Source organism: Cellulomonas terrae (assembly GCF_007990265.1).
Taxonomy (GTDB): Bacteria; Actinomycetota; Actinomycetes; order Actinomycetales; family Cellulomonadaceae; genus Cellulomonas; species Cellulomonas terrae.
In genome coordinates, this window is the sequence record NZ_BJWH01000010.1 from 38,407 (window position 1) to 58,279 (window position 19,873).

Genomic DNA, 19,873 nt, shown 5'->3' on the forward strand with positions numbered 1-19,873 from the left:
ATGGCCACGTGGGACGACGTGCGAGCAGCCGTGGCGGCCCTGCCCGAGACCTCGGAGCAGCCCGAGCGCAGCTGGCGCGTCGGGAAGAAGCCACTCGTCTGGGACCGTCCGCTGCGTGCGGTGCACCACCAGGCGCTGGGCTCGGCGGCCCCCGAGGGTCCGATCCTCGGTGCTCGCGTTCCCGACCTCGACGCCAAGGAGGAGCTCCTCGCGCGGCTCCCCGACGTGTACTTCGTGACGCCGCACTTCGACGGGTACCCGGCGATCCTCGCGCGGCTCGACGCGATCGACACCGACGAGCTCCGGGACCTGGTCGTCGAGGCGTGGCTGACGCAGGCGCCGAAGCGCGTCGCGAAGGCGTGGCTGGCGAGCCACCCGGACGGACCGGCCTGACGCGGTCCCGCCGGGTTACGGTTCGCGCATGCCCACAGACGCCCCCGCGCGCCGCACGCGGTCGCCGCGCTTCGTGTTCCTCGTCTGCCTGGTCGCAGCGCTCGTGTCCGCGATCTGGGTGCTCGGCATCCTCACGATCGTCGCTGCCATCGCGCTCGTGGTCACCGGCATGGTGCTCCAGGCCCGCAACAAGAACCCGGCCACCTGGTACGCGGCGAGCACCGGCGTCGCCGCCGGGACGCTGATCTACCTGCTGATCGTGCTCGTCACCGGCCGGTAGGCGTCACTGCCCGTAGGCCGCCATCAGCCGGTCGGACGGGACGATCTGCTTGCCCAGCGGGAACAGCGAGATGGGCACCATCTTCCAGTTGGCCAGGGCCAGCGGGATGCCGATGATCGTGATCGCCTCCGCGATGCCGGTGATGATGTGCATCAGCGCCAGCCACCACCCGGCGACGATCACCCAGATGATGTTGCCGATGACCGAGAACGCGCCCGCGGTCGGCTTGTCCACCACGGTCCGGCCGAACGGCCACAGCGCGTAGCTGGCCATCCGGAACGACGCGATGCCGAACGGGATCGTGATGATGAGGATGCAGCAGATGATGCCGGCGAGGACGTAGCCGACGGCCAGCCAGAAGCCGGCGAGCACGAGCCAGATGATGTTGAGCAGGGTCTTCACGGGCCCAGCCTGCACCCGACGCGGCTGCGGACGGTATCCGGGGAGGACCCTGATCCGCCCCTATCGTGGCTCCGTGGTGAAGAAGGAGCATGCCCCCACGGGGACTCCCGCGCTGGTCGCGCTGACGGCGGCGGGCGTCGCGCACACGGCGCACACGTACTCGCACGACCCGGCCAGCACCCTCGGGTACGGCCTGGAGGCGGCGGCCGCGCTCGGTGTCCCGGCGGAGCAGGTGTTTAAGACGCTCATGACGGTCGTGGACGGCACCCTCACGGTCGCCGTCGTGCCGGTGACCGGGCAGCTCGACCTCAAGGCGCTCGCGCAGGCCGTCGGGGGCAAGCGCGCCTCCATGGCGCCCAAGCAGGACGCCGAGCGCGCCACCGGCTACGTCGTCGGCGGCATCTCTCCGCTCGGCCAGCGCTCGCCGCATCCCACCGTGCTCGACGAGACCGTGTGGCTCTTCGACACCGTCCTGGTCTCCGGTGGCCGGCGGGGCCTCGACGTCGAGCTCTCCCCCGACGACCTGGTCCGGCTCACGTCGGCGACCGTCGCCGACATCGCACGGTCCGACCCGTGATCGCCGACCGGCTCGCCGACGTCCGACGACGGGTCGCGCAGGCCGCCCTCGACGCCGGCCGGGACCCCGCGGACGTCCGCCTGCTGCTGGCGACCAAGACCCAGCCCGTCGACCTCGTCCTCGAGGCCCTCGCGGCCGACGCCCGGGCGCGTGCAGCCGACCCCACGCTCAGCGCCGTGCTGGTCGGCGAGAACCGCGTGCAGGAGCTCGTCGCCAAGGGGCCGTCGCTGGACGGGCTGGCGTCGCTGCACCTGATCGGGCCGTTGCAGTCCAACAAGGTCAACGCCGCCCTGCGCTGGGCGTCGTGCATCGAGTCGGTCGAGTCGCTGGACCTCGCGGAGCGCCTCTCCGCACGCACGAGCAGCACCCTGGACGTCTACCTGCAGGTCAACGTGTCGGGCGAGGAGTCCAAGCACGGCGTGGCGCCGTCCGAGGCCGTCGCACTGGCCGGGGCCGTCGCCGCACTGCCCCACGTGCGGGTGGCTGGGCTCATGACGGTGGGTGCCCGCTCGGACGACGCCGCCGCCGTGAGGGCGGGCTACGCGCTCCTGCGGTCGTTGCGGGACGAGGTCGTGGCCGCGGGGACTCAGACCGCGACGGAGCTGTCCATGGGCATGAGCGGGGACCTGGAGCTGGCGGTCGCGGAGGGTGCGACCCTGGTCCGCGTCGGCAGCGCGGTCTTCGGCGCCCGACCCAGGTAGCCCCCGCGCAGCAGCACGACCTGCGCGGTGCGGACCGCGGAGGCGGGTGCGCGCCGGCGCACGACGGCGCGCTCGCGGGCGTGCAGCACGGTGAGGCGGCGCAGCTCTCGGTCGAGGTCCATGCAGGTCAAGAGGGCTGACCACACCTTCTGATACGCGCGTCCATGACAAGCGGGCTTGACAGCGGGAAGGCTGTCAAGCACGCTTGTCATGTCAAGCACGCTTGTCAACGGAGGCCCTTCGTGAACACCCCCGACCCCCGGGACGCCCCCGCGGTCACGACGCCCGCGAGCGCCCGATGAAGAACGACATCCGCCGACTGCGCGAGGAGGCCGGACTCTCGCAGGCGGCCCTCGCCGAGGCGCTGTCGGTCTCCCGCCAGACCGTGAACTCGCTGGAGAACGGTCGCTACGACCCCTCGCTGCCGCTCGCGTTCGCGGTGGCCCGCTACTTCCGCACGACGATCGAGGAGATCTTCCATGTCGACGCCTGAGACCAAGCGCTCCCTGTCCGACGCACGATTCCTCGTCGCCTTCGGCTGCGGGCTCGTGGCCGTGGGCGTCATGTGGCTCGTGTTCACGTTGGCGGGCCAGCCCGACACGGCCGCCGGCGCCCTCGTCGGCGGGCTCGCGGTGACCGCCCTCGCCGTCGTCGTCCGCTGGCGCGCCAAGCGTCGTGGCCCGTCCGCGGACGGCGAGTTCGGCCGCATCCTGCTGGGCACCGCCGACGAGCGCGACAGTGCGATCCTCACCGCGTCGCTGGCCTGGGTCGGGCTCGCCGCGTTCCTCGCCAACGCGATCGGCCTCGTCGCGGTCGCGCTGGGTGCGGACGGGTCGACCGTCATCGGTGCCATCGAGGCCTTCCTGATCGCCGTGCTCGTCGCAGCCTTCGTCCTGCTGTCGCGGCGGACCTGACCGCCCGCACGGCAGGATGGGCACCATGAGCGACGAGCGCCGGTTCCCCCGCTGGGTGTACGGCACGGGGACCGACCCGGACGCACGGTTCTCGCTGGCCAACGAGCGGACGTTCCTCGCGTGGATCCGCACCTCGCTCGCGCTGCTGGCCGGCGGCGTGGCGCTGGAGGCGCTCGCTCTGCCCGTGCAGCCGGACCTGCGGTTCGCCGCCGCGCTCGTCCTGGTCGCCCTCGGCGTCCTCGCCCCGGCCCTGGCCTGGCTCGGCTGGGCCCGTGCCGAGCGCGCCGTCCGGCTGGGCACGTCGCTCCCGGCGCCGTCCGCGTTCGGCCTGCTCGTCATCGGCGTCGTCGTGGCCGGTGTCCTCGTGCTCGCAGGACTGGCGACGGCGTGACCGAGCCCCCTCCCACGCTCGCCGCCGAGCGCACGCACCTGGCGTGGCGCCGCACCGCCATCGGGCTGACGGGGGGCGGGCTCGCGGCGTCCCACCTCCTGCAGGAGTTCGTCGGGCCGGCCTCCTGGAGCCTCGCCGCGGTCGCCGTCGTCGTGGCCGTGGCGCTGGCCTCGGTCTCGCACCGTCGGCACCTCGTCAGCGGCGCCCTGCCCCCGGGTGGGCGGCTCGTCGCGGCGAGCACCGCGGGGGTCCTCGTCATCGGCGTCGCCGCCCTGGCGTTCGTGGTGCTCCACGGTCCCTGACGTCAGGGCACGCGGGCGGTCCAGGACGGGTCGGTGAACTTGGTCCGCATCAGGTCGGTCGCGCGGGCCAGCTCCTCGGGCCGCAGCTCGCCGTCGACCGACGGGTAGCGCGCCCGGAAGTGCGCGGCGAACGCGCCGATCACCTCGTCGCGGGGCAGCTGCGTCTGCGAGCGCACGGGGTCGACCCGCTTGTTCGCGCTCGCCGTCCCCTTGTCCGACAGCTTCTCGCGGCCGATCCTGAGCACCTCGAGCATCTTGTCGGCGTCGATGTCGTAGGCCATGGTCACGTGGTGCAGCACGGCGCCACCGACGACCCGCTTCTGCGCCGAGCCGGCGAGCTTGCCCGCCACCGACGCGATGTCGTTCAGACCGCTGGTGTACGCCTGCACGCCGACGTCCGCGAGCGCGCCCAGCACCCATTCGTTGAGGAACGCGTAGGAGTCCTCGAACGACATCCCGTCGACCAGAGAGGCCGGCACCACCAGCGAGAACGTGATGCAGTTCCCCGCCTCCATGAACATCGCCCCGCCGCCGGAGATCCGCCGGACCACCGTGATGCCGTGGCGCTCCGCCGCCTCGAGGTCCACCTCGTTGCGCAACGACTGGAACGACCCGATGATCACCGCGGGATCGACCCACTCCCAGAACCGCAGGGTCGGGCCACGCCGCCCCGCCGCGAGCTCCTCGGTGAGCACCTGGTCGAGCGCCGTGTGCAGGGCCGGGGGCAGCGGCCCGGGGTGGAGGATCTCGAACGTGTGGTCGCCCCAGCCGGTCGACCAGCCGAGCGCCCGCCGGACCGCGACCGCGACCGCGTGGGCGTCGAAGCCGACCATCGTGATCGGCTGCTCCTGCCGCACGAGCGCTGCGGTGACGGCCTCGGCGAGCCGGCTCACCGGGGTGTCCCGGGGCAGCCCGTCGAGGGCCGACGAGAGCACCGGGAGCGCCTCGTCGGGCTCGAGGAAGAAGTCGCCGCTGACGCTCACCCCGGCCAGGAGGCCGTCCACCACGTCGAGGTCGACCGCGACGAGCTTGCCGCCGGGGACCTTGTACTCACCGTGCACGCCGCCCAGCGTAGGCGCCCCGGTCAGCCGAGCGACCGCACGGCCGACTGGGCCTGGTCCTGGACCATCGCGGACAGGCTCGCCGCGTCGCCGAGGGTCGCGCGCGCCTCGTCCGCGTCGCCCGCGGTGAGCGCCTCGGCGGTCCACGTGACGATGGCGTTGCCGACGAGCATGTGGCCTCGGAACCCGGGCACCTCGGAGCCCTCGGCGAGGTGCACGATCTCCTGCACGATGGACGGGTAGACCGCCTGTCCCTCGATCGCGGGCTCGGCCGTCCAGGTGGCACCGTCGATGTCGGGGTTGAGCTGGCTGTACTCGGGGCACGCGTCGACGGCGGTCACGAGGGCGCGGAACGCCTCACGCGCCGCGGCCGGGTCGGGCAGCAGGAGGACCTCCTGCTCGAACGACATCGCGTCGTTGCCCCACATGAGAGCGTCGAACCAGGGGGGCGGCGTGGTCACGACGGTCACCGCGATCGTGCACTCCGGCGGCTCGACGGTCGAACCCGCGGGCAGGCCCCACGGCAGCTGGCCCGACGTGATCAGCGGCTGCACCTCGGGCTCGGCCGCCGGGACGTCCGCGAGCAGCTCCGCCGAGGTGACGAACAGCCGCGGTGCCGACGTCCCGTCGAACATCGCGTCCGACCCGGGGGGCGGGACGGACGGCGACTGCGTGGTCGGTTCCGCGTCCGGCTCGGTGGCGGTGACCGTGACCGTCGGCGTCGGCTCGGTCTCCACGGGCGCCCACGGCTGGGCGACGAGCGCGGTGACCAGGGCGATCGCGAGGACGGCGACGAGCAGCCACCACCAGCCGGCACGAGACCGCCCAGGTCCGGCGTCGGGCGGCGGCGTACTGCCGGACACGACCGCTCCTTCCGCACGTCGGCGGCCGCGCTGCAGCGGCCGGTCCTCCGAGGCTAAGCCGCGACGGCCGACAGCGCAGGGATGAAGTTCAGCGAGGTGTCACGCCGTTGTGGCGCAGGCCCCAGATGGCGGAGTCGGTGAGCGCCTCCCACGACGCCTCCAGGAGGTTCGGACCGACACCCACCGTGCTCCACGAGCTCTGCCCGTCGGTCATCTCGATCAGCACGCGCGTGACCGCGTCGGTGCCGTGCATCGAGTCGAGGATGCGGACCTTGAAGTCGATGAGCTCGAACGTCTCGAGCTCGGGGTAGACCCGGACGAGGGCGTGCCGCAGGGCGTGGTCGAGTGCGTTGACGGGCCCGTTGCCCTCACCCGTGCTCACGACACGCTCCCCGCCGGCGTGCAGCTTGACGGTCGCCTCGGCCGTCGCGGGCGTCCCGCGGCCGCCGCTGCGCTCGACGATGGTCCGCCACGACTCGACCCGGAAGTACTGCGGGCGGTGGCCGTCGATCTCCTCGAGCAGGAGCAGCTCGAACGACGCGTCGGCCGCCTCGTAGGTGTACCCGTTGGCCTCGGCGTCCTTGACGCGGTCCGTGACCCTGCCGAGCAGCTCGGGGCGGCCGCTCAGGTCGAAGCCCAGCTCGCGGCCCTTCAGCTCGATCGACGCGCGGCCCGCCATGTCGGAGATCAGCATCCGCATGTCGTTGCCGACGTCCGCGGGGTCGATGTGCTGGTAGAGGTCGGGGTCCACCTTGATGGCGGACGCGTGGATGCCGGCCTTGTGCGCGAACGCGCTGGCGCCGACGTACGGCGAGCGGGCGAACGGCGAGATGTTCGTGATCTCGCTGATGGCGTGCGCGATCCGGGTCAGCTCCGGCAGCCCGCCCGGCAGGTCGTCCGTCACCTTGAGCACGGGCAGCCCGTACTTGAGCTGGAGGTTGGCGACGACGGCGAGCAGGTCGGCGTTGCCGGTGCGCTCGCCGTACCCGTTGACGGTGCCCTGGACGTGCGTGCACCCGGCCTCGACCGCGGCGAGCGTGTTGGCGACGGCGCAGCCGGAGTCGTTGTGCGCGTGGATGCCGAGCACGGCGTCGGGACCGACGGCCCCGCGGATCTCGTGCACGATCTCCGCGACCCACGTGGGGACCATGCCCCCGTTCGTGTCGCAGAGCGCCACGACCTCGGCTCCCGCCTCGAACCCGGCGAGCACCGCGGCGCGCGAGTACGCGGGGTCGAACCGGTAGCCGTCGAAGAAGTGCTCGGCGTCGACGACCACCCGGCGCCCCTCGCGCACGAGGAACGCGACGGTGTCCGCGATCATCGCGATGTTCTCGTCGCCGGTGGTCCGCAGCGCGCGCTCCGCGTGCCGCAGGTCGTGCTTGGCGACGAGCGCGACGACCGGGGCCTCGGAGTCGACGAGCGCACGGACCTGCGGGTCGTCGACCGCCCGCGTCCCCGCCTTGCGGGTGCTGCCGAACGCGGCCAGCTCCGCGTTGCGGAAGTCCAGCTCCTTGGCGGCCCGCTTGAAGAACTCGGTGTCCTTGGGCACCGCGCCCGGCCAGCCACCCTCGATGAAGCCGACACCGAGCTCGTCGAGCAGGGGTGCGATCGCCAGCTTGTCGGCGACGGAGAGGTTCATCCCCTCCTGCTGGGCGCCGTCGCGCAGGGTCGTGTCGTAGACCTGGAACGGGGTGCTGCTGGGGACGGACACGATGTGCTCTCTTCGGTGCGGGACGGGCGACGTCGTTGCTGCTGTTCGGGAGGAGCCGGCGGGGGTGTGCCGGTGCAGTCGACGGTAGCCGGGGCGGGGGTGGTGCTCCGACCAACAAAAAGACCCCCCGGGGTACGGGAGGTCTGCGCGTCAGCTGGTGGGCCGACGCGCTACTCGATAATGAGGGAGGAGCGGGTCACCCGTGCATGGTGGCACACGTCACCATCCGCGGTCACGTGTTCCATCCCTTGGACGCCCAGGTCAGGCGCGTCCGCGCGAGCGGATGTCCGATTCGCTAGCGTTGGCCCGTGTCGTCACCGGCGGCGCGCAGGTCGGTCGACCTCCAGGAGGCAGCGATGTCCACCCCCACTCCCCCGCCGGAGCGCCAGTCCGCCTACCCGCACCAGACACCGCCGACGCCGCCGCCCGCACCGGCGCCGGTCGCGGACCCGACGATGGTCTACCCCGCGGCGGTGCAGCCGGCTCCTGTGCAGCCCGTGCCCGTCGCCGCCGCCCCGGTGGCTGCCGTCCCGACCGGACCGTCGATCGACGCCGGGAGGTTCTGGGCCGGCGTCGTGGCCACCGCGCTGGTGACGGCCCTGATCGGGCTGGTCGGGGTGCTGATCGTCGACCAGATCCTCGACATCGAGCTCGTCGTCAAGGACGTCTTCGGGACGGAGTCCACGGGTGCCGCGTACGTCGTCGGAGGCGTGCTCTGCTCGGTCCTCGCCGGCGGCCTGCTGCACGTGCTGGTGCTGTCCACCCCCAAGCCGCGCGCGTTCTTCGGCTGGATCATGTTCCTGGGCACCCTGACCGCGGCGCTGCTGCCCCTGACGTGGACCGACGTGCTCGAGTCGGCGATCGCGTCCGGGCTGGTCAACGCCGTCATCGGGATCGCGATCTGGACGCTCCTGCTGGGCGTCCTCAGCCGCACCCTGCGCCCCGGGACCCTCGTCGACTGATCAGCTGATCGCCCGCGCCCGCGACCCCGCAGGAACGGGGTCGCGGGCTCGTGGCGAGGCCGTACGCGGCCAGGCCGGCGGCCACTACGCCAGGCGGTGCAGCCAGCCGTGCCGGTCGGTCGCGCGCCCGTACTGGATGTCCGTGAGCTCGGCGCGGATGCGCGTCGTCACCGGGCCGGCCGCACCGTCCCCGACGGTGAGGTCGAAGTCGTCGCTGGCCAGCCGGCCGATGGGAGTCATGACGGCGGCGGTCCCGCACGCGAACACCTCGCGCACCGACCCGTCGGCGAGGCCCTCGCGCAGCTCCGTCAGCGGGATCTGCCGCTCGGACACCTCGTGGCCCGCGTCCGTGAGGAGCCGCAGGATGGAGGACCGCGTCACGCCTTCGAGGATCGAGCCCGACACCGGGGGCGTGGCCACGCTGCCGTCGGCGTGCACGACGAACACGTTCATCCCGCCCAGCTCCTCGAGCTGCGTGTTGGTCGACGCGTCGAGGAAGCACACCTGCTCGAAGCCCTTGGCGTAGGCCAGCTGCTGCGGGAGGAGGCTCGCGGCGTAGTTGCCGCCGCACTTGGCGGCACCCGTCCCGCCGGCGCCGGCGCGGTGGTACTCCTGGTCCACCCAGATGGACACCGGTCGCACACCACCGGCGAAGTACGGCCCGACCGGCGACGCGATGACGAGGAACTCCGCCTCCAGCGTCGGCCGCACGCCCAGGAACGTCTCGGAGGCGTACATGAACGGGCGCAGGTACAGGCTCGTCTCCTCGCCCGACGGCACCCAGGCCAGGTCGGTCGCGACGAGCGCCTCGATCGCGCCGAGGAAGTCCTCCTCGGGCAGCTCGGGCAGCGCCAGCCGGCGGGCGGAACGCGTGAACCTGGCGGCGTTGTCGCGCGGCCGGAACGTCCACACCGAGCCGTCGGCGTGGCGGTACGCCTTCATGCCCTCGAAGATCTCCTGGCCGTAGTGCAGCACGGCCGTCGCCGGGTCCATCAGCAGCGGCCCGTACTTCTCGACGCGACGACCGGTCCAGCCGGACTCGTTCGAGTACGTGATGCGGGCCATGTGCTCGGTGAACACGGTGCCGAACTTCGGCGACGCGAGCGCTGCCTCGCGCTGCTCGTCGGGGACGGGGGCGTCGGTCCGGGTGATCTCGAAGAGGTCGACAGAGGACGGAGTCGTGGGGTTCGTGAGAGTGCTCATGTGCGGGGGCCTTTCACCAGAGTCAGGTTTGACGGTACCGGTGGGGACGGCCGGGTGACAGGCGGAACGTTGCGCTCCGCCGACGAGGACGCGGCTCAGCCGGCGATGCGCGCGGCGAGGTCCTTGCCCACCTCGGCCGTCGACCGTACTCGGTCGGTCCCGCGCTCGGCGATGTCGTCGGCGACGGCCTTCTCGACGCGCGCCGCGGCCTCCGGCAGCCCGAGGTGCTCGAGCAGCAGCGCGACGGACAGCACGGTGGCCGTCGGGTCCGCCTTGCCCTGGCCCGCGATGTCCGGCGCCGAGCCGTGCACGGGCTCGAACATGCTGGGCGCGGTGCGGTCCGGGTTGATGTTGGCCGACGCCGCCAGCCCGATGCCGCCGGTGATGGCTGCGGCGAGGTCGGTGAGGATGTCGCCGAACAGGTTGTCGGTGACGATGACGTCGAACCGCGCGGGGTTGGTGACCAGGAAGATGGTCGCCGCGTCCACGTGCAGGTAGTCGACCGTCACGTCGGGGAACTCGGCGTTCACGGCCTCGACCGTGCGGCGCCACAGGTGGCCGGCGTGCACGAGCACGTTGTGCTTGTGCACGAGCGTGAGCTTCTTGCGCGGACGGGCCGCGGCGCGCGCGAAGGCGTCCCGGACCACGCGCTCGACGCCGAACGCGGTGTTCACGCTGACCTCGTTGGCCACCTCGTGCGGGGTGCCCACACGGATGGCGCCGCCGTTGCCCACGTACGGGCCCTCGGTACCCTCGCGGACCACGACGAAGTCGATCTCGCCGGGATTGCCCAGCGGGGAGGTCACGCCCGGGTACAGGCGGCTCGGGCGCAGGTTGACGTAGTGGTCCAGCGCGAAGCGCAGCTTGAGCAGCAGCCCCCGCTCGAGCACGCCGGACGGGACGCTCGGGTCACCGATGGCGCCCAGCAGGATGGCGTCGTGCGCGCGGATGGCCGCGAGGTCGGTGTCCGTGAGGGTCTCGCCGGTCGCGTGGTAGCGGCGGGCGCCCAGGTCGAAGTCCGTCGTCGAGACCGTGACCCCGCTGCCGTGCAGCGCCGTGTCCAGCGCGAGCAGGCCCTGCTCGACGACCTCCGTGCCGATGCCGTCACCAGCGACGACGGCGAGGCGGATGTCCCGGGCAGCAGTGGTGTCGACCATGGAGCGAGCCTAGACCCCGTCCCACCGCTCGGGACGGATGTCTCATCCTGCGGAACTGCTCAGTCGACGGCCGGGGTCGGGCCGGTCGTCGGGTAGATCAGCTCGAACCGTTCGAGCATCACGTCGAGCGACGGGGAGAACGCCTCCCCCAGCACCCGGCGCCACGACTCCTCGTGCTGCGCCCGCCACGACTCCAGCGAGCCGTCGCCCTCGGCCTCCGCCGCCGCGTGCTCCGCCGACACCTGGTCGAACGGGACCACCTCGACCTCGGTGGTGCGCAGCAGCGCGCGGGGGTCCCCCGCACCGTCCACGACGATCGACAGGTCCCCCACGCGCGGGACCTCGAGGCCCACCTGCGTCAGCTCGGCGACCGCGAGCGCCGTCGCGGTCTTGCGCCCGTCGAGCACCCGGGCCAGCAGGTCGTCTGCCTCGGCGTCGTCGCCGTACGACCAGGACGGGGGCGGCACGACGTCGTCGGCGGTCCCCCCGAGCACCTGGTCCAGCTTGCCCATCCCGACGTGCCCACGTGCCGCCTGCCAGAACGCCGCGATGCGCAGGTCCTCGACCGCTCCCTCGGCTGCGTGCTCGGCCGGCTCTACCTGCTCGTCGGTCATCGTCGTCCCTCCGTCGTGGTCTGCTCATCCTTGCGTACCCGCAGCCCAGCGGCACATCGCGGACCGCGGGTGGCGTCGGCCGACGACCAGTCCGCCGGATCCAGCCGCTCTCGTCACGCGTGGGACAGGGAGAACGCCCGGACCGCCGCACCGGTCACACCCGTACCAGGTGCGGCAGGTCCGGACGCACGTCCCCGCGCGCCGGTGGGGTGACGAAGGACGGCACCCCGACCGGAGCCGGGGTGCCGTCCGTGGAGCGGAGAGGTCAGCGCGCCGCCGAGCCCTCGACGTAGTCGGTCTCCGACGGCTTGACCCAGGCGAACAGCTTGCGCAGCTCGCGGCCGACGGGCTCGATCGGGTGGTTCTGGCCCTTCTCGCGCAGCTCCTTGAACTCCGGCGCACCGGCGTCCTGGTCGTTGATGAAGCGCTCCGCGAAGGCGCCGTTCTGGATGTCCGCCAGGACGGCCTGCATGTTCGCCTTCACGTCGGGCGTGATGACGCGCGGGCCGGACACGTAGTCGCCGTACTCGGCGGTGTCGGACACGGACCAGCGCTGCTTGGTGATGCCGCCCTCGAAGATGAGGTCGACGATCAGCTTCAGCTCGTGCAGGACCTCGAAGTACGCGACCTCGGGCTGGTAGCCGGCCTCGGTCAGGGTCTCGAAGCCGTACTGGATGAGCTGCGAGACGCCACCGCACAGGACGGCCTGCTCACCGAACAGGTCGGTCTCGGTCTCCTCGGTGAAGGTCGTCTTGATGCCGGCGGCGCGCAGGCCACCGATCGCCTTGGCGTAGGACAGCGCGAGGTCCCAGGCGGAACCCGACGCGTCCTGCTCGACGGCGACGATCACGGGCACGCCGCGCCCGTCGACGTACTCGCGGCGGACCAGGTGACCCGGGCCCTTGGGGGCGACCATGAGCACGTCGTGACCCGCGGCGGGCTTGATGTAGCCGAAGCGGATGTTGAAGCCGTGGCCGAAGACGAGCGCGGCGCCGTCCTTGAGGTTCGGCTCGATCTCGTCGCGGTAGACGATGCGCTGCACCTGGTCGGGGGCCAGGATGACGACCACGTCGGCGTCGCGGACGGCGTCGGCCACCGCGGCGACCTTGAGACCCTGGTTCTCGGCCTTCGCGCGGGACGCGGAGCCCTCACGCAGGCCGACGGTCACGTCGACACCGGAGTCGCGCAGGTTGAGGCTGTGCGCGTGCCCCTGGCTGCCGTAGCCGATGACGGCGACCTTCTTGTTGGCGATGATCGACAGGTCGGCGTCGTCGTCGTAGAACAGCTCGGCCACGATGGGTCTCCTCGGTGATGGGGGTTCGTTCGGGTGCAGTTCGAGAACAGAGAGGTCAGGCGGAACGATTCACGCGCTCGAGGGCGCGGTCGGTGATCGAGCGCGACCCGCGGCCGATGGCCACGGTGCCGGACTGCACGATCTCCCGGATGCCGAACGGCTCCAGGGCGGCGAGCAGGGCGTCGAGCTTGCCCGGCCCGCCGGTCGCCTCGATGACGACGGTGTCCGGCACGACGTCCACGACGTGCGCCCGGAACAGCTGGACGACCTCGAGGACACCGGTGCGCTGCGTGGCGTCGGCCTTGACCTTCACCAGCAGCAGCTCGCGCTGGACGGACGCGGAGTCCTCCAGCTCGACGATCTTGATGACGTTGATCAGCTTGTTCAGCTGCTTGGTCACCTGCTCCAGCGGCAGGGCGTCGACGTCGACGACGACCGTGATGCGGGAGATCTCGTCGTGCTCGGTGGGACCGACCGCGAGCGAGTGGATGTTGAACGACCGCCGCGCGAACAGGCCGGCGACGCGCGTGAGCACGCCGGGCTTGTTCTCCACGAGGACCGACAGGGTGTGACGGGACATGGCTCAGTCCTCCCGGTCCCACGCGGGGCTGATCCCGCGCGCGTACTGGATGTCGTCGTTGCTGACACCGGCGGCGACCATCGGCCACACCATCGCGTCACGCGAGACGGTGAAGTCGATGACGACCGGCTGGTCGTTGATCTCGAGGGCGCGCTTGATGGTCGCGTCGACGTCGCCGACGGTCTCGCAGCGCAGCCCGGCGCAGCCGTACGCGTCCGCCATCTTGACGAAGTCGGGGATGCGCACCGTGCCGTGGCCGGTGTTCAGGTCGGTGTTGGAGTAGCGGGACTCGTAGAACAGGGTCTGCCACTGCCGCACCATGCCGAGCGACGAGTTGTTGATGATCGCGACCTTGATCGGGATCTCGTTGATCGTGCAGGTGGCCAGCTCCTGGTTGGTCATCTGGAAGCAGCCGTCGCCGTCGATGGCCCACACGGTCCGCGACGGGTCCCCGACCTTGGCGCCCATCGCGGCGGGCACCGCGTAGCCCATGGTGCCCAGGCCGCCGGAGTTCAGCCACGAGTTGGGGCGCTGGTACTTGATGAACTGCGCAGCCCACATCTGGTGCTGGCCGACGCCCGCGGCGAAGATCGACTCCGGCCCGGACAGCTCGCCGATCCGCTGGATGACGTGCTGCGGGGCGAGGTGGCCGTCGGCGGGCTCGTCGAACCCGAGCGGGAACGTCGAGCGCCAGTCGTCCAGCTGGCGCCACCACTCCTCGAGGTCCGGCTGGCCGTGCTGCGTGTGCTCGCGGGCGAGCTCGGGCAGCAGGTCCGCCATGACCTCCTTGAGGTCGCCGACGATCGGCACGTCGACCGTGCGGTTCTTGCCGATCTCGGCGGGGTCGATGTCCGCGTGCACGATGGTCGCGTTGGGCGCGAAGCTCGACAGCAGGCCGGTGACGCGGTCGTCGAAGCGTGCACCGAGGGCGACGACGAGGTCGGCCTTCTGCAGCGCGGCGACGGCGGCGACGGTGCCGTGCATGCCGGGCATGCCGAGGTGCTGCGGGTGCGAGTCGGGCAGTGCGCCGCGGGCCATCAGGGTGGTCACGACGGGCGCACCGGACGCCTCGGTCAGCGCCTTCAGCTCGGCGGACGCGCGGGCGCGGATGACGCCGCCACCGACGTAGAACACGGGGCGGCGCGAGGTCGCGATGAGGCGGGCGGCCTCGCGGATCTGCTTGGCGTGCGGCTTGGTGACCGGGTGGTACCCGGGCAGGTTCAGGTCCTGCGGCCACGAGAACGTGGTGCGGGAGACCATCGCGGACTTGGCGATGTCCACGAGCACGGGTCCGGGGCGGCCCGTCGAGGCGATGTGGAACGCCTCGGCGATGACGCGCGGGATGTCGTCGGGGTCGGTGACCAGGTAGTTGTGCTTGGTCACCGGCAGGGTGATGCCGACGATGTCGGCCTCCTGGAACGCGTCCGTGCCGATGAGGGACGCGCCCACCTGCCCGGTGATCGCGACCAGCGGCACGGAGTCCATGTGCGCGTCGGCGATCGGCGTGACGAGGTTCGTCGCACCCGGGCCCGAGGTCGCCATGCACACGCCCACCCGGCCCGTCGCGGCGGCGTAGCCGGCGGCCGCGTGGCCCCCGCCCTGCTCGTGCCGGACGAGGATGTGGCGGACCTTGGTCGAGTCCATCAGCGGGTCGTACGTGGGGAGGATCGCGCCGCCGGGGATGCCGAAGACGACCTCGACGCCCGCCTCCTCGAGCGAGCGGACGATCGACTGCGCGCCGGTGACCTGCTCCGGACCGATCGCGCTCGTCGTCGTGCTGGGGACCGAGACGCGCGCGGCGGTAGGCGTGGGCGTTCGCGGCGGTGCCGGGTGAGGGCCCTGGACCATCGATGTCTCCCTGGGTCGTGCTGCTGGGTACTGCGTGTGGCGTGCGGGGCTGAACACAGAAAAGCCCCTCGAGCCACGTACGGGCTGGACGAGGGGCGAGCGCGCTGACGGGGCCTGTGCGGGAGGCCTCTAGCCGGCGCGCTCAGGAAGTACTACGAGAAGGATCGTCTGCACCCGTTGGACACTACGCCCACGTCTCCGATGTGTCACGCCACCACTCGCTCGTCTCACATCGTGGTTCACGGGATCACCTAGTGGACGCGATCCGGGTCCATGTCGAAGGCGGGCAGCCCGTCGATGCTCGTCCGGTTCTTCAGCCGGCGGTAGTCCGCCTGCCCGTCGACACCCTTGCGCTCCATGTACGGCGGCAGCAGGTCCCGCTCCCCCTCCAGCGACATCAGGGGGACGCCGTACCCGCAGGAGTCGGAGACACGGTCGACCGCGACGACGATGACCGCGCGAGCGCCCCGCGTCTCCGGGAACAGCGCGGCGAGCTCGTCGAAGCCCTCGTCGTACAGCGTGACGAACCGGCCGCGGCCGTACAGCCGGACGATGTTCGGCGGCCCCTCGAACGCGCAGAACATGAGCGTGATCCGGCCGTTGTCGCGCAGGTGCGCGATGGTCTCGGCGCCGCTCGCGGTCAGGTCGAGGTAGGCGACCGTGTGCTCGTCGAGCACCACGAACGAGCCGGCGATGCCCTTGGGCGAGACGTTGACGTGCCCGTCGGGGCCGCTCGGGGCCGTCGCGACGAAGAACATCGGCTGCGCCTCGACGAACGCACGCAGCCGACCGTCGATCTTCTCGTGCACCTTGCCCATCGCCGCACCACCTCTCCCGACGACCCTAGCCACCGGGCCGGCCGAGGCCTGCGCTGGTCTCGCCCTCCGGTCGTCGTGGGCGCTCCACCGTGCGGACAGGTGGGCAGGCCCGACCGACACGGCCGAGGGACATACCTACCGTTGACGGACATGACGTCCCTCTCGACCGACGCGCCGCCGAGCACCCCTGCGCGTCCGCCCCGAGCATCCCGCTCCGCCCGGCGACGACGCCGGGCCGTCGGCCGGGTCGGCTGGGTCGCGGTCCTGCTCACGTCGCTCACGATCGTCGCGTACTCGGCGGTGCCGTACCTCATGGGGTCGCTCGAGCAGCTCGACCCGGAGCGGGCGCCGCTCGCACCCGCGTACTCCCAGACCCCGGCCGTCGTGCAGGTCGCGTTCGTCGTGCACATCGTCGGGGCGGCCGTCGCGCTGTTCGTCGGCCCCTTCCAGTTCTGGGCCGCGGCGCGCCGCCGGTTCCCGGGCCTGCACCGGTGGCTCGGCCGCAGCTACCTCGTGGGCGTCTGGGTGGGCGGGGCCGCGTCGCTGGTCATGGCACCGTACAACACCGCCGGCATGATCGGGTTCCTCGGGTTCGGGACGCTCGGCGCGCTCTGGGTCTGGACTGGCTGGCGCGCCTACCGGGCGATCCGGTCGGGCGACGTGCGGTCGCACCAGGCGTGGATGATCCGCAGCTTCTCGCTGACGTTCGGGGCGGTCATGCTGCGTATCTGGACGGGGACCCTCGTCGCAGCGCAGGCGTTCGCCGCCGGTGACGCGTTCGACTTCGACGCCGCGTTCGAGAACGCGTACGACGCGGTCACGTTCCTGGCGTGGGTGCCGAACTTCGTGATCGCCGAGTGGATGATCCGGCGGCGCGGGCTGCCGGGGCTGCGGATCGTCGACCCGGTTCAGCTGGTCGAGCGGCCACGGTAGACGCGCGCCTCCCACGGCCGCAGTGCCGGTGCGACCGGGCCGGCGTAGTTGCCCAGCACCAGGTCGCCGAGGTCACCGTCGAGCGCCGCGTCCTGGACCTCGCCCGAGAAGTTGCCGAGGACCGTGAGCGTCTCGTCGCCGAGCCGGCGCGTGAACGCGTACACGTGCTCGTGGTCGGGCAGCAGCATCGTGAAGTCGCCGAGGGCGACGACCGGGTCCTCGTGCCGGAGCGCGATCAGGGCGCGGTAGTGGTGGAAGACCGATCCCGGATCGGCCCGCTCCGCCGCGGCGTTCACCGACGGGTAGTTCGCGTTCACCTCGAGCCACGGGGTGCCCGTGGTGAACCCGGCGTGCGGGGAGTCGTCCCACTGCATCGGGGTGCGGGCGTTGTCCCGGCCCATCGCGGCGATCCCCGCCAGCAGGTCCTCGTCGGATCCCGTCCCGACGGACCGCGCGACCGCGACGTGGTTGAGCGTCTCGATGTCCCGGTACTGGTCGAACCGCGTGAAGTGCGCGTTCGTCATCCCGAGCTCCTCGCCCTGGTAGACGTAGGGCGTGCCGCGGTGCAGGTGCAGGACCGTGGCCAGCATCGTCGCCGACTCGCGTCGGTACCGGCCGTCGTCCCCGAACCGCGACACGATCCGCGGCTGGTCGTGGTTGTCCCAGTAGAGGCTGTTCCAGCCGACGTCGGCCAGGCCCGCCTGCCAGCGGCCGAACGACGCCTTCAGGTCGAGCAGCCGCAGCGGGCGGACGTCGAACTTGCCGCCCGGACCGTGGTCGAGGCCGACGTGCTCGAACTGGAACACCATGTCGACCTCCGCCCGGGCCGGGTCGGTGAAGTCGCGCGCCTGCTCGACCGTGACGCCGGGCATCTCCCCGACCGTGAGCAGCCGCTCGGGGCGGCCCGCGAACACCTCCTGGTGCATCTCCGCGAGGAACTCGTGGATGCGCGGGCCGCACACGTAGGACGCCGAGCCGTCCGCGAGCAGGCCGCCGGTGACCACCCCGTCGGGCAGCGTCGTGTCCTTGGAGATGAGGTTGATGACGTCCATCCGGAAGCCGTCGACGCCGCGGTCCAGCCACCAGCGCATCATGTCGTAGACCGCGTTCCTGACCTGCGGGTTCTCCCAGTTCAGGTCCGGCTGCTTGCGGCTGAACAGGTGCAGGAAGTACTCGCCGGAGCGCTCGTCGAGCTCCCAGACGGAGCCACCGAAGAACGAGCCCCAGTTCGTCGGCTCCGCGCCCGGCGCGCCCGCGGCCATGCCGTCGCGCGCGGGACGCCACCAGTACCAGTCGCGCCGGGGGCTCGCGGGGTCCCGGGACTCGAGGAACCACGGGTGCTCGTCGGACGTGTGGTTGACCACGAGGTCCATGACCAGCTTCATGCCGCGAGCGTGCAGCGCCGCGATCAGGTCGTCGAGGTCCTCCAGGGTGCCGAACACGGGGTCGACCACCTGGTAGTCGCTGATGTCGTACCCGTTGTCGTCCTGCGGCGAGGCGTAGATCGGCGACAGCCACACCACGTCCACCCCCAGCTCGGCCAGGTGGTCGAGCCGCCCGAGGATCCCCCGCAGGTCACCGACGCCGTCGCCGTCGGAGTCCGCGAACGAGCGCGGGTACACCTGGTACACGACGGCACGCGTCCACCAGGGCGCGTCCTGTGTCGTCCACGTCATGCGAGGGCTCCTCTCATGGGCAGCGGATCCTGCTCCTCACCATGGAGGTCGATGCGGTCGACGGCATCCTGGATCGCGATGGTGGCTGCCCCCCGGGCCCAGGCGGAGAAGCCGGAGTCGTCGACGTAGAGCCGGACGGGCTCGGCGCGCGGGTCGCGATCGGCGGCGATGGCGGCCCGCACCTTCCCCTCCGCGAGGGCGAACAGCGCGATGCCTTCGCCGGCGAGGACGACGGCAGGTTGCAGGGTCAGGTTGACGGCCAGGGCGACGAAGCGGCCCAGCGCAGCCGCGGCCTCGTCGACGACGGTGGTCGCGGCCGGGTGACCCTCGCGCGCGAGGCGCAGCACGTCGTCGTAGTCGAGGGGGCGCTGCAGCGCGCCCGACACCTGGGCGGCGATGGACCCGGAGGTGAGCATCGCTTCGGCGCACCCGCGGTGGCCGACGTGGCAGACGGGGCCGGTGGTGCTCAGCGGGAGGTGCCCACCGAGACCGACCCCCGCCTCGCGGGAGTGGACCACGGAGCCGTTGACCACGAGCGCGTAGCCGATCCCGGCGCCGATCGTGATGACGGCGAACCCGGGGATCCCGCGACCGAGACCGAACCAGCGCTCGGCCTCCGCGAGCGCGACGAGGTCGTTCTCGAGGGAGACCGGGATGTCCAGCCGGTCCTCGACGAGCTGCGCGAACGGCACCTCCGTCCACTCGAGGAACGGGGCGAACTCGACGCGGCCGTCGCGGACCTCGCCACCGAGCGAGACACCCACCCCGGCGATGCGGTCGACGCCCAGCGCACGGACCGCGCGCGCGATCTCGTCCGCGACGACCTCGGGCTCGTGGCCGCGCAGCGGCACCTCCACGTAGACCAGCAGCGCGGCGCGCACGTCGGTGGCGACGACGTGGAGCGACTCCCCCGTGATCTTGACGCCGGCGAAGTGTGCGAGCCCTGGCCGGACGTCGAGTGGCCGCACCGGGCGCCCGACGGACCCGTCGGAACGGTCGTCGAGCTCGACCAGCAGCCCGCGGTCGAGGAACGGCTTGGCCAGGCGCGTGAGGCTCGGCGGCGAGAGCCCCAGCCGGCTCGTCAGCTCGCTGCGCGAGATCGGCCCGTGGATGAGGACGGCGCGCGCGAGGGCCCGTTCGCTGTCGCTCAGCACGCCCGTGACCTGTTCATTGATTCCATCCTGGCATGAACC

23 protein-coding genes are annotated in these 19,873 nt (G+C 72.0%); 10 read left to right on the forward strand and 13 right to left on the reverse strand.

Features of this window, described 5'->3' with window-relative positions; genetic code table 11:
• Positions 1-393, forward strand: a complete 393-nt coding sequence (locus CTE05_RS10815) for an MmcQ/YjbR family DNA-binding protein (RefSeq protein WP_146846138.1) — start codon at positions 1-3, stop codon at positions 391-393.
• A 28-nt stretch (positions 394-421) separates the two neighbouring features.
• Entirely contained in the window at positions 422-673 is a 252-nt protein-coding gene (locus CTE05_RS10820; protein ID WP_146846139.1) for a hypothetical protein, read from the forward strand.
• A 3-nt stretch (positions 674-676) separates the two neighbouring features.
• Here the strand turns inward: CTE05_RS10820 and CTE05_RS10825 are convergent, their stop codons facing one another.
• Positions 677-1,075 carry a YccF domain-containing protein gene (locus tag CTE05_RS10825; protein ID WP_146846140.1) on the reverse strand — a complete coding sequence of 133 codons (399 nt, stop codon included), beginning with the start codon at positions 1,073-1,075 and terminating at the stop codon, positions 677-679.
• Between the two features lie 76 nt (positions 1,076-1,151).
• Here CTE05_RS10825 and ybaK point away from each other — a divergent pair, with 76 nt between their 5' ends.
• From ybaK to CTE05_RS10855, 6 genes are all read left to right on the forward strand, one after another.
• Positions 1,152-1,652 carry a Cys-tRNA(Pro) deacylase gene (ybaK, locus tag CTE05_RS10830; protein WP_371863367.1) on the forward strand — a complete coding sequence of 167 codons (501 nt, stop codon included), beginning with the start codon at positions 1,152-1,154 and terminating at the stop codon, positions 1,650-1,652.
• Positions 1,649-2,353, forward strand: coding sequence for a YggS family pyridoxal phosphate-dependent enzyme (locus tag CTE05_RS10835; protein WP_146846141.1), 705 nt, complete (start codon positions 1,649-1,651; stop codon positions 2,351-2,353). Before ybaK ends, CTE05_RS10835 begins: the two co-directional genes overlap by 4 nt.
• A gap of 298 nt (positions 2,354-2,651) precedes the next feature.
• A complete protein-coding gene (locus CTE05_RS10840; protein WP_056592550.1) occupies positions 2,652-2,846 on the forward strand; it encodes a helix-turn-helix transcriptional regulator in 195 nt (64 codons plus the stop codon).
• Entirely contained in the window at positions 2,833-3,267 is a 435-nt protein-coding gene (locus tag CTE05_RS10845; RefSeq protein ID WP_146846142.1) for a hypothetical protein, read from the forward strand. Before CTE05_RS10840 ends, CTE05_RS10845 begins: the two co-directional genes overlap by 14 nt.
• A 16-nt stretch (positions 3,268-3,283) precedes the next feature.
• Positions 3,284-3,658: a YidH family protein gene (locus CTE05_RS10850; RefSeq protein ID WP_371863365.1), complete on the forward strand. Its 375-nt coding sequence runs from the start codon at positions 3,284-3,286 to the stop codon at positions 3,656-3,658.
• Positions 3,655-3,960: a DUF202 domain-containing protein gene (locus tag CTE05_RS10855; RefSeq protein ID WP_146846144.1), complete on the forward strand. Its 306-nt coding sequence runs from the start codon at positions 3,655-3,657 to the stop codon at positions 3,958-3,960. Before CTE05_RS10850 ends, CTE05_RS10855 begins: the two co-directional genes overlap by 4 nt.
• Positions 3,961-3,962: 2 nt before the next feature.
• Here CTE05_RS10855 and lplAB read toward each other — a convergent pair whose 3' ends face one another.
• The 3 genes from lplAB to cimA form a co-directional block, all read right to left on the reverse strand.
• Positions 3,963-5,021 (reverse strand): lipoate-protein ligase LplAB, encoded by a 1,059-nt coding sequence (gene lplAB / locus CTE05_RS10860; protein WP_146846145.1) that lies wholly within the window; start codon positions 5,019-5,021, stop codon positions 3,963-3,965.
• 23 nt (positions 5,022-5,044) lie between these two features.
• The gene (locus tag CTE05_RS10865) at positions 5,045-5,884 is read right to left on the reverse strand and encodes a sensor domain-containing protein (protein WP_146846146.1); all 840 of its coding nucleotides are present in this window, start codon (positions 5,882-5,884) and stop codon (positions 5,045-5,047) included.
• A gap of 88 nt (positions 5,885-5,972) precedes the next feature.
• Complete coding sequence (cimA, locus tag CTE05_RS10870) at positions 5,973-7,595, reverse strand: citramalate synthase (RefSeq protein ID WP_146846147.1); 1,623 nt, start codon at positions 7,593-7,595, stop codon at positions 5,973-5,975.
• A gap of 356 nt (positions 7,596-7,951) precedes the next feature.
• Between cimA and CTE05_RS10875 the strand changes: the two genes are divergently transcribed.
• The gene (locus CTE05_RS10875) at positions 7,952-8,557 is read left to right on the forward strand and encodes a DUF6069 family protein (protein WP_246123529.1); all 606 of its coding nucleotides are present in this window, start codon (positions 7,952-7,954) and stop codon (positions 8,555-8,557) included.
• 84 nt (positions 8,558-8,641) lie between these two features.
• Here the strand turns inward: CTE05_RS10875 and CTE05_RS10880 are convergent, their stop codons facing one another.
• The 7 genes from CTE05_RS10880 to CTE05_RS10910 form a co-directional block, all read right to left on the reverse strand.
• Positions 8,642-9,760, reverse strand: coding sequence for a branched-chain amino acid aminotransferase (locus CTE05_RS10880; protein ID WP_146846148.1), 1,119 nt, complete (start codon positions 9,758-9,760; stop codon positions 8,642-8,644).
• Between the two features lie 95 nt (positions 9,761-9,855).
• Positions 9,856-10,917 (reverse strand): 3-isopropylmalate dehydrogenase, encoded by a 1,062-nt coding sequence (locus CTE05_RS10885; RefSeq protein ID WP_146846149.1) that lies wholly within the window; start codon positions 10,915-10,917, stop codon positions 9,856-9,858.
• A 59-nt stretch (positions 10,918-10,976) separates the two neighbouring features.
• Positions 10,977-11,531, reverse strand: coding sequence for an ASCH domain-containing protein (locus CTE05_RS10890; protein WP_146846150.1), 555 nt, complete (start codon positions 11,529-11,531; stop codon positions 10,977-10,979).
• 265 nt (positions 11,532-11,796) lie between these two features.
• Positions 11,797-12,825, reverse strand: a complete 1,029-nt coding sequence (gene ilvC, locus CTE05_RS10895; protein ID WP_146846151.1) for a ketol-acid reductoisomerase — start codon at positions 12,823-12,825, stop codon at positions 11,797-11,799.
• A 55-nt stretch (positions 12,826-12,880) separates the two neighbouring features.
• On the reverse strand, positions 12,881-13,405 hold the full coding sequence (gene ilvN, locus CTE05_RS10900; protein WP_055922650.1) for an acetolactate synthase small subunit: 525 nt from the start codon (positions 13,403-13,405) through the stop codon (positions 12,881-12,883).
• A 3-nt stretch (positions 13,406-13,408) separates the two neighbouring features.
• Complete coding sequence (locus CTE05_RS10905) at positions 13,409-15,253, reverse strand: acetolactate synthase large subunit (protein WP_146846152.1); 1,845 nt, start codon at positions 15,251-15,253, stop codon at positions 13,409-13,411.
• A 251-nt stretch (positions 15,254-15,504) separates the two neighbouring features.
• Positions 15,505-16,071, reverse strand: coding sequence for a pyridoxamine 5'-phosphate oxidase family protein (locus CTE05_RS10910; RefSeq protein ID WP_146846153.1), 567 nt, complete (start codon positions 16,069-16,071; stop codon positions 15,505-15,507).
• Positions 16,072-16,221: 150 nt separating this feature from the next.
• Between CTE05_RS10910 and CTE05_RS10915 the strand changes: the two genes are divergently transcribed.
• Positions 16,222-17,004 (forward strand): DUF2306 domain-containing protein, encoded by a 783-nt coding sequence (locus CTE05_RS10915; protein ID WP_146846154.1) that lies wholly within the window; start codon positions 16,222-16,224, stop codon positions 17,002-17,004.
• On the opposite strand, the gene CTE05_RS10920 is transcribed toward CTE05_RS10915, so the two are convergent.
• A complete protein-coding gene (locus CTE05_RS10920; RefSeq protein WP_146846155.1) occupies positions 16,980-18,680 on the reverse strand; it encodes a glycoside hydrolase family 13 protein in 1,701 nt (566 codons plus the stop codon). The two genes, CTE05_RS10915 and CTE05_RS10920, sit on opposite strands and share 25 nt — an antisense overlap.
• On the reverse strand, positions 18,677-19,834 hold the full coding sequence (locus tag CTE05_RS10925; RefSeq protein ID WP_146846156.1) for an ROK family transcriptional regulator: 1,158 nt from the start codon (positions 19,832-19,834) through the stop codon (positions 18,677-18,679). The genes CTE05_RS10920 and CTE05_RS10925 overlap by 4 nt, the downstream gene beginning before the upstream one ends.
• Positions 19,835-19,873: the final 39 nt, after the last annotated feature.

Excerpts from the sequence above, each read along its gene's own strand:
- CTE05_RS10905 (WP_146846152.1), bottom strand. The coding sequence starts at position 15,253 with ATGGTCCAGGGCCCTCACCCGGCACCGCCGCGAACGCCCACGCCTACC.
- ilvN (WP_055922650.1), bottom strand. The coding sequence starts at position 13,405 with ATGTCCCGTCACACCCTGTCGGTCCTCGTGGAGAACAAGCCCGGCGTG.
- CTE05_RS10920 (WP_146846155.1), bottom strand. The coding sequence starts at position 18,680 with ATGACGTGGACGACACAGGACGCGCCCTGGTGGACGCGTGCCGTCGTG.
- CTE05_RS10815 (WP_146846138.1), top strand. The coding sequence starts at position 1 with ATGGCCACGTGGGACGACGTGCGAGCAGCCGTGGCGGCCCTGCCCGAG.
- CTE05_RS10890 (WP_146846150.1), bottom strand. The coding sequence starts at position 11,531 with ATGACCGACGAGCAGGTAGAGCCGGCCGAGCACGCAGCCGAGGGAGCG.
- CTE05_RS10820 (WP_146846139.1), top strand. The coding sequence starts at position 422 with ATGCCCACAGACGCCCCCGCGCGCCGCACGCGGTCGCCGCGCTTCGTG.
- CTE05_RS10915 (WP_146846154.1), top strand. The coding sequence starts at position 16,222 with ATGACGTCCCTCTCGACCGACGCGCCGCCGAGCACCCCTGCGCGTCCG.
- CTE05_RS10850 (WP_371863365.1), top strand. The coding sequence starts at position 3,284 with ATGGGCACCATGAGCGACGAGCGCCGGTTCCCCCGCTGGGTGTACGGC.
- CTE05_RS10840 (WP_056592550.1), top strand. The coding sequence starts at position 2,652 with ATGAAGAACGACATCCGCCGACTGCGCGAGGAGGCCGGACTCTCGCAG.
- CTE05_RS10880 (WP_146846148.1), bottom strand. The coding sequence starts at position 9,760 with ATGAGCACTCTCACGAACCCCACGACTCCGTCCTCTGTCGACCTCTTC.
- CTE05_RS10910 (WP_146846153.1), bottom strand. The coding sequence starts at position 16,071 with ATGGGCAAGGTGCACGAGAAGATCGACGGTCGGCTGCGTGCGTTCGTC.
- CTE05_RS10875 (WP_246123529.1), top strand. The coding sequence starts at position 7,952 with ATGTCCACCCCCACTCCCCCGCCGGAGCGCCAGTCCGCCTACCCGCAC.
- CTE05_RS10845 (WP_146846142.1), top strand. The coding sequence starts at position 2,833 with ATGTCGACGCCTGAGACCAAGCGCTCCCTGTCCGACGCACGATTCCTC.
- CTE05_RS10885 (WP_146846149.1), bottom strand. The coding sequence starts at position 10,917 with ATGGTCGACACCACTGCTGCCCGGGACATCCGCCTCGCCGTCGTCGCT.